At 69.1% G+C, this 11,511-nt stretch carries 6 protein-coding genes; 4 read left to right on the top strand and 2 right to left on the bottom strand.

Annotated features, from left to right (window positions below; translation table 11 throughout):
* Positions 1–21 precede the first annotated feature (21 nt).
* The 4 genes from cutA (at position 22) to AC1DIQ_RS10980 (ending at position 5,947) form a co-directional block, all read left to right on the top strand.
* Complete coding sequence (gene cutA, locus AC1DIQ_RS10995; RefSeq protein ID WP_121040344.1) at positions 22–360, top strand: divalent-cation tolerance protein CutA; 339 nt, start codon at positions 22–24, stop codon at positions 358–360.
* A complete protein-coding gene (locus AC1DIQ_RS10990) occupies positions 360–2,726 on the top strand; it encodes a protein-disulfide reductase DsbD domain-containing protein (protein WP_183073712.1) in 2,367 nt (788 codons plus the stop codon). Before cutA ends, AC1DIQ_RS10990 begins: the two co-directional genes overlap by 1 nt.
* On the top strand, positions 2,723–3,283 hold the full coding sequence (locus tag AC1DIQ_RS10985) for a TlpA family protein disulfide reductase (protein WP_121040348.1): 561 nt from the start codon (positions 2,723–2,725) through the stop codon (positions 3,281–3,283). The genes AC1DIQ_RS10990 and AC1DIQ_RS10985 overlap by 4 nt, the downstream gene beginning before the upstream one ends.
* A gap of 147 nt (positions 3,284–3,430) precedes the next feature.
* A complete protein-coding gene (locus AC1DIQ_RS10980) occupies positions 3,431–5,947 on the top strand; it encodes a PepSY domain-containing protein (RefSeq protein WP_478050025.1) in 2,517 nt (838 codons plus the stop codon).
* 15 nt (positions 5,948–5,962) lie between these two features.
* Here the strand turns inward: AC1DIQ_RS10980 and AC1DIQ_RS10975 are convergent, their stop codons facing one another.
* A complete protein-coding gene (locus AC1DIQ_RS10975; protein WP_121040352.1) occupies positions 5,963–8,596 on the bottom strand; it encodes an excinuclease ABC subunit UvrA in 2,634 nt (877 codons plus the stop codon).
* A 73-nt stretch (positions 8,597–8,669) separates the two neighbouring features.
* Complete coding sequence (locus tag AC1DIQ_RS10970; RefSeq protein ID WP_478050024.1) at positions 8,670–11,234, bottom strand: methyl-accepting chemotaxis protein; 2,565 nt, start codon at positions 11,232–11,234, stop codon at positions 8,670–8,672.
* Between the last annotated feature and the right edge of the window lie 277 nt (positions 11,235–11,511).

Here is an 11,511-nt window from a genome sequence, read left to right as displayed (position 1 = left end):
GCGGTCCTATACTCGGCGGTCATGTCGATTGCCGATCCCGTCTTCCTGCTGTTCACCACCTGCCCCGACGTGGCCTGCGCCGCGCGGCTGGCACACGCGCTGGTGGACGAACGCCTGGCCGCGTGCGTGACGCGCCTGGACGGGGCGCATTCGACCTACCGCTGGCAGGGCGAGGTCACCGAGGACCATGAGGTCCAGTTGCTGATCAAGACCACCGGCAGCCGCCTGGACGCGGCGATCGCGCGTGTGCAGGCCCTGCATCCGTATGAACTCCCCGAGTGCATCGCGGTCGAAACCCGCGCCGGCCTACCGGCGTACCTGGATTGGATTCGGGCGCAGACCCGTGAGGAAAGTGATTGATGACGCTGTTTCGTCGTGTTGCCGCGCTGTGCGCATTGTTCGTGGTCTCCCTGCCGGCCTGGGCGGTCAGCGAAAAAGATCTGCTCCCGGTCGATGAGGCCTTCGGGCTGACTGCGCAGGCGCGCGACCGTGATCGCGTGGAGATCAGCTGGAAGATCGCCCCGGGCTATTACCTGTATCGCCATCGCACCACGGTCAAGGCCGCTGCCGGCTTCGATGCCGAGGCATTGCAGCTGCCGGCCGGCAAGAAGCACCACGATGATTTCTTCGGCGAGGTGGAGACCTACCGCGAACGCCTGACCGGCGTGCTGCCGGGCAAGGCCGCCGACGGCACCGACACCGTGACGCTGGAAGTGCGTTACCAGGGCTGCGCCGATGCGGGCGTGTGCTACCCACCGCAGAAGCGCACGCTGCAGGTGAAGCTGCCGGCCGGTGGCAGCGGTGCTGGCACCGCCCCCGCCCCCGCCGCCAGCGCTGCCGCTTCCCCGTTCAACACCCCGTTGGCCGGCAACACCGGCAGTGGCCTGCGCCTGCCCGGCACCAGCAACACCCAGGCGCTGCCGCTGCCCTCCGAGCGCGCGTTCGGCTTCGATGCGATCGTCGGCGATGGCAACACCGTGCTGCTGCGTTTCACGCCGGCGCCGGGCTACTACCTGTATCGCGACCGCACCTCGCTGGCGCTGGAAGGCGCGCCGGGCATCCGCGCGGACAAGCCGACATGGCCGGCCGCCAAATCGCATCGCGATGAGCACTTCGGCGATGTGGCGGTGTATTTCGACCAGATCGACGTGCCGTTGCCGCTGCGCCGCAGTACGGCCAGCGCAACCGATGCGACGCTGGTGATCACCTTCCAGGGCTGCCAGACCGATGGCATCTGCTACCCGCCGATGACGCGCCGGGTGAAGCTGGCGCTGCCGGCAGGCACGATCAACGCCAAGGCGAATGACGTCGCGCAGAAGACCGAGGTCATCGCGCCCCTGCCCAATCGCGACAAACGCGCACAGGCCCGCGGTGATGCCGGCACCGGCACCCAGCCGATGCTGATCCGCCCGAACGAACCCGCCCTGGCCGTGCCGGGCGACACCGCCGCCACCCCGGATGCCAGCGCGGACAACGCGCAGCGCACCCCGCCGCCGGTCGCCCCGGCCGCCGCACCGGGCAACCTGCTGGTGCTGCTGCTGTTCGCCGTGGCCGGTGGCCTGATCCTCAATCTGATGCCCTGCGTGCTGCCGATCCTGTCGCTGAAGGTGCTGGGCGTGGCGCAGAGCGGCGAGAGCCGCCAGCGCGCGCGCAGCCATGCGCTCTGGTACACCGCCGGCGTACTGGTCGCCTTCGCCGCCATCGGTGCACTGGTCATCGCGCTGCGTGCGGCGGGCCAGGCCGCGGGCTGGGGCTTCCAGCTGCAGCACCCGTGGTTCATCGCCGCGCTGGTGTACCTGATGTTTGCCGTGGGCCTGAGCCTGTCGGGCGTGTTCACCCTGGGCGGCAGCATGGGCGGGGTCGGCCAGTCGCTGGCCTCGCGCAGCGGCCCGGTCGGCGATTTCTTCACCGGCGTGCTCGCCTGCGTGGTGGCCAGCCCGTGCGTGGCCCCGTTCATGGGCCCGGCGCTGGCCTACGCCTTCGCTGCCCCCGGCCTGCAGGCGATGCTGGTGTTCCTGGCGCTCGGCCTGGGCCTGGCCCTGCCGTTCCTGCTGATCGGATTCGTGCCATCGCTGGCCCGCCGCCTGCCGCGCCCCGGCGCGTGGATGGAAACGCTCAAGCTGGTGCTGGCCTTCCCGATGTACGGCACCGCGATCTGGCTGCTGTGGGTACTGGGCAAGCAGCGCGGCGTGGATGCGATGGCGCTGGTGCTGGGCGGCCTGGTGATCCTGTCGCTGGCGCTGTGGTGGTTCGAGCGCAGCCGCTGGCGCAGTCAGCGTGTGGGCGGCCTGTTGGCCCTGCTGCTGGTCCTTGGCGCGCTGTACCCGATCTGGGGCGTGACCCGCATGGCGCCGCCGGCCAAGGCCGCGCAGCCGGCCAGCGACAACGTGGTCGAGTACTCGCCGCAGATGCTTGATCGCCTGCGCCAGGACAACCGCGTCGTGTTCGTCAACATGACGGCCGACTGGTGCGTGACCTGCAAGGCCAACGAACGCGCCGTGCTGGGCACCAACGCGTTCCAGGACACCCTGCGCCGGACCAACGCGGTCTACATGCGCGGCGACTACACCAATGTCGACCCGCAGATCACCGCGTTCCTGGATGAGCACAAGGCCGTCGGTGTGCCGCTGTATGTGGTCTATGGCCCGGGCGCACCGCCGACCGTGCTGCCGACGGTACTGACCCAGGCGCTGGTGGAAGAAGCGCTGCTGCGGACCGCGCGATGAGCCTGCGGCCACCACGGCGGACGGTCGTGGTGGTCGTGATCGCGGCCGTGCTCGGGATTGGCGCCGGCGTCTGGTTCGCCGGGCATGACGAGCGCCCGGCCAATGCCCCGCCACCGCCACGGCCGGTGGTGGTCGCGGCCCAACCGGGTGATCCGATGCCCGCGATCACCCTGCCGGACCTGCAAGGGCACCCGCAGCACCTGGCCAGCTTCCACGGGCGTCCGCTGCTGATCAACGTCTGGGCCAGCTGGTGCGGGCCGTGCGTGGAGGAAATGCCGGCGCTGACCACGTTTGCCGATGCCCAGGGCGCTACCGGCGTGCAGGTGCTCGGGCTGGCGCTGGATACGCCCGAGGGCGTGCGCGATTTCCTGACCCGCATCCCGGTCGCCTACCCGATCGTGCTCGATACTCCCGGCCCGGCCGACGCCAGCGTGCGTCTGGGCAATGCGCAGGGCCTGCTGCCGTATTCAGTACTGGTCGATGCGCAGGGGCGCATCGTGAAACAGAAGCTGGGGCCGTTTGCGGCCGGTGAGATCGAGGCCTGGGCAACGCACTGAGCCTGCTTGGCCGAGGTGACCGGCTGATCGAGAGGCCGTACTGGCCCGACCTGGGCTATTGACCGCCCCAGCCCTGCACCCAACAATGACGAGATCCATTCTCATCCACTGCCGGGCCCGCTTCGCCTTGCCGCCGGAACCGCCCGCATGTTGAAGACCGTTCTTTTCCAGCTGCATTGGCTGCTGGGCATCACTGCCGGCACCGTGCTGGCGGTGATGGGCCTGAGCGGGGCCACGCTGGCCTTTGAAGACGAGATCATGCGCGCGGCCAATCCTGCGCTTGCGCAGGTCGTGCAACGCCACGCGGCCGGCGAACAGCCAGTGGCGCTCACCGAGCTGTTACCGCGGTTGCAGCAGGACATGCCAAAGCCGTTGCAGCGGCTGCGCGTGGATGCGACCGGGCAGCGCCTGTCGGTGGCGCGTTTCGAAGGCGGCCAGGCGAACTGGCGCTACTTCGATCCGTACACCGGCAACGTGCTCACCGAACTGAGCGGCCTGGATTTCTTCGCCTTCGTCGAAGACCTGCACCGCCACCTGGTCAGCGGCGAGCGGGGCAGCCTGATCACCGGCAGCTGCGCGATCGCGCTGGTGTTCTTCTGTCTGTCGGGGCTGTACCTGCGTTGGCCGCGACGCTGGTGGCACTGGCGCACCTGGCTGGCGGTGGAGTGGTCGCGCAGCGGGCGCAGTTTCCTGTGGAGTCTGCATTCAGTGGTCGGCACCTGGGTGCTGCTGGTGTACCTGATGATCGCGTTGACCGGGCTGTGGTGGTCGTTCGACTGGTACCGCAAGGGCGCAACTGCATTGCTGGGCGGCCCCGCCGCCGAGCAGAACCAGCCGCGCACCAGCGGCGGCCCTCTGGATCTGGGCAAGGTGCAGGCCACCCTGTACGGGTTGGAGGGCGTGCGACGCGGTTACATCGACCTGCGCTTCCCGGCCAAGCCAGGCCGTGCGCTGACCGGCCGCGTGCAGGGAAGCAGCACGGCGCACGACCGCGCGCAGGACATCCTCCAGCTCGATCCGTCCACAGGCGCCCTGCTCTCCTACGAGCCTTACCGCAGCAAGACCGCCGGCGGCAAGATCATCGTCAGTGTGTTCGCGTTGCACTCGGGCAGCTTCTTCGGCCTGCCCGGGCGGATCATCGTGATGCTGTCCAGCCTGGGCATGCTGGTGTTCTTCATCACCGGCTGGATGTTGTACCTGGACCGCCGCCGCAAGAAGCGCGAGGTGCGTGCCTCACGCCTGCCTCTCGCCGCGGCCATCGGCACCGGACAGCCGTGGCTGGTCGCGTTCGCCAGCCAGAGTGGGTTTGCCGAGCAGCTGGCCTGGCGCGCTGCCGCCCAGTTGCAGGCGGCCGGCCTGCCGGTGCAGGTGCGTCCGCTCGCGCAGGTGGACGCGGCACTGCTGACCACCACAGACAAGGCGTTGTTCGTCATCAGCACCTTCGGCGATGGCGAAGCGCCGGATGCGGCGCGTACGTTCGGGCGACGGGTGTTGGTGCAGTCCACCTCGCTGCAGGGCCTGGCGTACGCCGTGCTTGGGCTCGGCGACCGCGAGTACACACGCTTCTGCGGTTTCTCGCGGCAGGTGGACAGCTGGCTGGCGGCGCAGGGGGCGCAGCGGCTGTTCGCCAGCATCGAGGTGGACCGCACCGACGCCGTGCCGCTGGCGCACTGGCAGCAGCAGCTGGGTGTGCTGACCGGGGTAGAGGATCACACCCCCCTGCCGGCACCCGTTGAACTGCACCCCTGGGCGCTGGATGCGCGCGCGCAGCTCAATCCGGGCAGTGCCGCCGGGGCGATCTGGCAGGTGTCACTGCGGCCGCCGGCACACGCCCACTGGCAGGCCGGCGACATTCTGGAGATGGCGCCGCGCCACGCGCGTGCGCATGTGCTGTCGGTGCTGGCCCGCAACGGTCTGGATCCGCAGGCGCCGGTGACGGTCGATGGACGGATCACCGCATTGGTCGAGGCGGCTGCCGCGCGTGTGCTGCCGGAGACAGCGGAAGCGGTGGACGCCGCTGCAGCACCCGATGCTGCCCGCTGGCTGGCGCGACTGCCTGCGCTGCCGCATCGCGAATACTCGATCGCCTCTGTGCCCGGCGATGGTGCCGTGCAGTTGGTGATCCGCCTGACCGATCTGCCCGATGGCCGCCACGGACTGGGCTCGGGCTGGCTGTGCGTGCATGCTACCGAGGCAGACAATATTCATGCCCGCGTGCGTCGCAACAGCGGCTTCCATCGCCATCCCGAGCACGCCCCGATGCTGCTGATCGGCAACGGCACCGGCATCGCGGGTCTGCGCAGCCTGCTGCGTGAAGCCGATGCGCAGGGCGATCGCGGGCATTGGCTGGTGTTCGGCGAACGCACCCGCGCGCACGACTTCCTGTACCGCGAGGAGATCGAGGCGTGGCAGGCGCAGGGTCACCTCAGCCGTGTCGACCTGGCGTTCTCGCGCGATCCGGACGGCGGCGGCTATGTGCAGGACCGCCTGCGCACCGCACCGGACGCACTGCGTGCGTGGGTGGACCTGGGCGGCAGCCTCTACGTGTGCGGCTCGCTGCATGGCATGGCCGAAGGTGTCGATGCCGTGCTGCGCGAGGTGCTGGGCAACGATGCGGTCGATGCCCTGCTCAACGACGGACGCTACCGCCGCGACGTGTACTGAGCAACGCCGCGCCGCTCAGGGAAACCAGCGGCGCAGATAGCGCGCGGTGGCGCCGTGCCTGGCGCGACTGACCTGGGCCGGCGTGCCTTCGGCCACGATCCTGCCACCCTCCTCACCCGCACCCGGTCCCACATCGATCACCCAGTCCGCATCGGCCACCACCCGCAGGTCATGCTCGACCACCACCACGGTGTTGCCGGCGTCGACCAGGCCGTGCAGCTGCGTCATCAGCTTGTCCACATCGGCCGGGTGCAGGCCGGTGGTCGGCTCGTCCAGCACATACAGGCTGTTGCCGTGCTGGCTGCGCTGCAGCTCTGTCGCCAGCTTGATCCGCTGCGCCTCACCGCCGGACAGTTCCGTGGCCGGCTGGCCCAGGCGCAGATAGCCCAGGCCGATATCCCGCAGCAGTTGCAGCGGCCGCTGCACCGGCGGCTCGTCGGCAAAGAACGCCAACGCCTCCTCCACCGTCATCGCCAGCACCTGCGCGATGTTGCGACCGTTCCACTGCACTTCCAGGGTCTTGGCGTTGTAGCGCTGCCCATGGCAGGTGGGGCATGGCGCGTAGACGCTGGGCATGAACAACAGTTCGACGTGGACGAAGCCCTCGCCTTCGCAGGTCTCGCAGCGGCCGGCGGCGACATTGAAGGAGAAACGGCCCACGCTGTAGCGGCGTGCCTTGGCCGAGCGCGTGCCGGCAAACAGACGGCGCACATGATCGAACAGGCCGGTGTAGGTGGCCAGGTTGGAACGCGGCGTGCGCCCGATCGGCTTCTGATCCACGTTGACCAGACGTTTGATCGCCTTGGCCCCGTTCAAGCGGCCACGGGTGCGTTCGATACGGCTGGGCTGCGGCAGGTCGCTGTCGGTCTCTTCGATCACCGGCTCCTGCCCCAGATGCTCGCCGACCAGTTCAACCAGCGCCTGGCTGACCAGACTGGACTTGCCCGAGCCGGAGACACCGGTCACCGCCGTGAACGCGCCGAGCGGGAAGCGCGCGTCCACGCCACGCAGATTGTTGCGATGGACGCCCTGCAGGCCCAGCCAGCCGGACGGCGCGCGCGGCGTGCGGCGCGGGCCGTCAGCGTTCTGGAACAGATACGGCGCCGTGACCGAGGCCTCCACCGTACGCAGCCCCTCGGGCGGACCGCTGTAAAGCACCCGGCCACCGTGCTGGCCCGCACCCGGGCCGACATCCACCAGCCAGTCCGCACGGCGCAGCATTTCCAGATCATGCTCCACCACGAACAACGTGTTGCCGCCGGCCTTGAGCTGGGCGAGCGCGTCGTACAGGGCCTCGCCATCGGCCGGATGCAGGCCGGCGGTGGGTTCATCCAGTACGTACACGACGCCGAACAGGCTGGAGCGGATCTGTGTCGCCAGGCGCAGGCGTTGCAGTTCGCCTGGCGACAGCGTCGGGGTCGCGCGGTCCATCGACAGATAGCCCAGGCCCAGCGACTGCAGCGTGCCGATCCGTTCGACCAGATCGTGCGCGATGCGCTGGGCCGCGATGCGTTTCTCCTCGGAAAGATCTGGCGTGCGGCGCACATCGCTGCCGCCCGCATGCGCGTTGCCACCGGCGGCCACCCGCTTGGCCGTGGCCTGGCGGCCGGCGCTGCGGCTGCGTGTGGCGGTGGCGGCCGCTACCTGGAAATGCCCTTCCGCCGCCGGACGCAACGCCTGCGCCATGGCACTGAGCGGCAGCCGCGACAACGTGCCGATATCCATGCCGGCAAACGTCACCGAGAGCGCTTCGCGCTTCAATCGACGGCCATCGCAGACCGGACATTCGGCGCCGATCATGTAGCGCGCCACCCGCTTCTTCATCATCGCGCTCTGCGTGGTCGCAAAGGTGTGCAGCACATAGCGCCGGGCACCGCTGAAGGTGCCCATGTAGCTCGGCTCCTCCTTGCGCCGCAGCGCGGCACGGGTTTCGGCCGGGGTAAAACCGGCGTAGACCGGCACCACCGGCTGCTCCTCGGTGAACAGGATCCAGTCGCGCTGTTTCCTGGGCAGATCGCGCCAGGGGATATCCACGTCGTAGCCAAGCGTGACCAGAATGTCGCGCTGGTTCTGTCCATGCCACGCCGGCGGCCACGCAGCGATGGCGCGTTCGCGGATGCTCAGCGAGGGATCGGGCACCATGGACTGCTCGGTCACTTCATACACGTAGCCCAGGCCATGGCAGTTCGGGCAGGCGCCCTGCGGTGTATTCGGTGAGAAATCCTCGGCATACAGCATCGGCTGTCTGGCCGGATACGTACCTGCGCGCGAGTACAGCATCCGCAGCAGGCTGGACAGCGTGGTCACGCTGCCGACGCTGGAACGCACGCTGGCGGTGCCGCGCTGCTGTTGTAATGCCACGGCCGGCGGGAGACCTTCGATCGCATCCACATCCGGCACGCCGACCTGATCGATCAACCGGCGCGCATACGGCGACAATGACTCCAGGTAGCGCCGCTGCGCCTCGGCATACAGCGTACCGAACGCCAGCGAGGATTTGCCCGAGCCGGAGATGCCGGAGAACACCACCAGCGCATCGCGGGGGATATCGACATCCACGTTCTTGAGGTTGTGTTCGCGTGCGCCCCGAACGCGCACGAAGGCATCCGGAGCAGTGGGGGGCGACGGCCGGCGCGTGGATTTGTTCATAGATGAACAATAGCGAAGCACAGCGCCGGCTCATTGCCGGTGAAGACCGGTGAGCGCGGCGTTGACGCGCCTGTCAGGCCATGGCCCGCACGCGCGGCGCCGACGGCGGCGGAGTGACGACGAAGGCATCCACCGCCTCGCCCAGCAGCGAGGCCTGGCGATCCAGTGCGCGCGCCGAGGCTGACGCTTCCTCCACCAGCGCCGCATTCTGCTGGGTGCTGCCATCCATCTGCAGCAACGTCTGGCTCACCTGCTCGATGCCCGCCGTCTGCTGCTGCGAGGCCGCGGAGATGCTCGCCATGATGGCGGTGACCCGCTGCACACTGCCGACGATCTCGCCCATCGTCGCACCCGCGCTGTCGACCTGCCGGGTGCCCGCATCAACGCGCTCGACCGAGGCTTCGATCAGCTGCTTGATCTGGCGCGCGGCGTCGGCACTGCGTTGTGCCAGCAGGCGCACTTCGCTGGCCACTACCGCGAAGCTGCGGCCCTGCTCGCCTGCGCGCGCGGCTTCGACGGCGGCGTTGAGCGCCAGGATGTTGGTCTGGAACGCGATCCCGTCGATGACGCCGGTGATCTCCCCGATCCGGTGCGACGACAGCGCGATGTCGGCCATGGTGGTCACCACCTGCGCCACCGATTCTCCACCCCGCGCCGCGACCTCGGCCGCGCGGATCGCCAGCTGGTTGGCCTGCTGCGCCGAGTCCGCATTCTGCCGCACCGTGGCCGCCAGTTCCTCCATCGAGGAGGCGGTTTCTTCCAGATGCGCCGCCTGGCGCTCGGTGCGGTCGGAGAGATCGTGGTTGCCGGCGACAATTTCGCCGGCGGCATGGTTGATCGCCAGCGACGCCTGCTGGATGCGCGCGACGATGTCGGTCAGCTGCATCACCGTGGCGTTGGCGTCGTCACGCAGGCGCGCGAACACACCGTGGAAGTCGCCCTGCATGCGTACGCGCAGATCGCCTTGCGACAACGCCGAGAGCAGCCCCTGCACTCCGGATAGGTTGCTCTGGAAGGTATCGAGCAGGTGGTTGATGCTGAGCGCGAGCGTCTTTACGAAGCCCTGTTTGTCCTCGACCGCGATCCGTCCATGCAGTTCGCCCCGCGCGGCCGCATCGACCAGCGCGGCCACCTCGTTCTCCACAGTGGTTTCCAGCGCGCGGCTGCGCCACTCCACCGCCGCGCCCAGCAGCTGGTCGTGCTCCACGATCGGGGTGATCACCAGCTGATAGCGGATGCCGGCGTGCTCGATCTCCCGGCTGGCACGCTGGCCGCGCTGCAGCATCGGCAACAGACTGGCGAAGGCCGGATGCAGGGCGGCCGCGGGTTGGCCGCTCCAGTCCGCGTGCGTGAGCTGCAGTTCGGTGAGCAGCGCGTGGTTGAGGAAGCCGATCCGCCCTTCACCGTCGAGCACCATCACGCCGGTCTGCGCACTGTCCAATGCCTGGCGGGCGCGGGTGTTGTCGCGTGCCACCGCGCGCTCGGCCTCGATCCGCTCGCGCAGCCGTTGCTGCATGTGGCGCAGGCGCGCGGCGAGCTGGCCGATTTCATCGTGCGGGTTATGGAGCGGCAGGACGGTGTCCAGTCGATCTTCGGCAATGTCCTCGGCGAAGCGGAGCGTATCGGTGATCGGCTGGCGGACCGCCCGCAGCACCAGCAGCAGCGTGGCGATCAGCACGGCCGCCACCAGCAGCAGGGTCAGCGCGAACACGATGCCCATGGTGCTGGCCCGCGCGGCCTGTCGCTCGCGCGCCGCCGCCAATGCCTGCGCCTGCGCCTGTTGCAGCGCCTGCAGCCCGGGGCCGATCTGCGCGGCGCTCTCGGCCAGTGACTGCGCTTCCACATCCAGCCCGATGCGGGCGGCCGTGTAGGCCAGCAGCGCCCCTTGATATGCCTCCATCTGCGTTCGCAGTGCTTCCTGCGTCTCTGCATCCAGGCGCGCCTCTGCCAGGGACAGATCGAACGGCAACTTCTGTTCGCTGGCACGATCGGTGTGCGCCGCGTCACCGGTGAGCAGCAGCAGGCTTTCCTCGCGCCGCATCTTCTGCAGCTGGGCGATCAACACCGGGCGCGCGCCGGCCTCGACACTGGCCTCCAGCGTGGCAGCCGCCGCCTCCAGCTGCGCACGCAGGCCGGCATCGCCACGCCCCATCTCATCCACCCGGGCATTCAATGCGGTGATGCCCTCGGCGAAATCACCCGCGCGCGCGGCCAGCTCGCGTAGTGCCCCGGCGCTACCGGCGTCGTGGGGATCGCGCTGCAGCTCGGCCAGGGTCGCCTGCAGGCGCTGCTGCGCGGCCTGCAACGCCTCGCGATCGCTGCCATCGAACGTGCTGGCATAGCGGGTCTGCAGGCGCCGCGCATCGGCGATCTCGGTCGCCAGCGTGGCCGCCAGTGCGGCCTCCTGCTGGTGCGCGGCGAAGGTTTGGGCTGCACGCTCGGTATCATGGCCCGTCCAGCCGTAGACCACGGCGACCGCCAACAGGCCCAGGCCGCAGATCAGCAGGCTGGCCCTGAGTTTCTGTGCCACGCTGAGGCGACCGAGCGCGGCCAGCCGGGGCGGCTGAGCGAGACGGAAGCCGAACCGATCGCCCAGACGGGCGACGAACAAGGACAGGCGGCGGGGGACGACCGACATCACGTACTCCAGGCGGAAGGACGCACCGGTATCGGCGGGATCACGCTGAACTTGAGGGCCGATCTCAGCGAGCGGCCAGAGCTTCGCCAATGGATCCCGTTGTACCGGCGCCAGACGACGAAGGGATGACGATCAGGGCCCCCGTGCTCACATGGCGCGTGAACGTGCGACAGTGAAGGACGGGACAGCACCTTCACGGCGACTGCGCTGAACTAGGACTGGGATCGCGGCCGGGGGCCGCTGCAGGACCCGGGGTGCGTTACCGCACATCCGGTCG

It is taken from the genome of Stenotrophomonas sp. 05L413, assembly GCF_056397945.1.
This window is presented reverse-complemented; position numbering and strand designations above follow the sequence as displayed.

Coding starts and splice junctions, on each gene's coding strand:
- cutA (WP_121040344.1), top strand. CDS start 22: ATGTCGATTGCCGATCCCGTCTTCCTGCTGTTCACCACCTGCCCCGAC.
- AC1DIQ_RS10990 (WP_183073712.1), top strand. CDS start 360: ATGACGCTGTTTCGTCGTGTTGCCGCGCTGTGCGCATTGTTCGTGGTC.
- AC1DIQ_RS10985 (WP_121040348.1), top strand. CDS start 2,723: ATGAGCCTGCGGCCACCACGGCGGACGGTCGTGGTGGTCGTGATCGCG.
- AC1DIQ_RS10980 (WP_478050025.1), top strand. CDS start 3,431: ATGTTGAAGACCGTTCTTTTCCAGCTGCATTGGCTGCTGGGCATCACT.
- AC1DIQ_RS10975 (WP_121040352.1), bottom strand. CDS start 8,596: ATGAACAAATCCACGCGCCGGCCGTCGCCCCCCACTGCTCCGGATGCC.
- AC1DIQ_RS10970 (WP_478050024.1), bottom strand. CDS start 11,234: ATGTCGGTCGTCCCCCGCCGCCTGTCCTTGTTCGTCGCCCGTCTGGGC.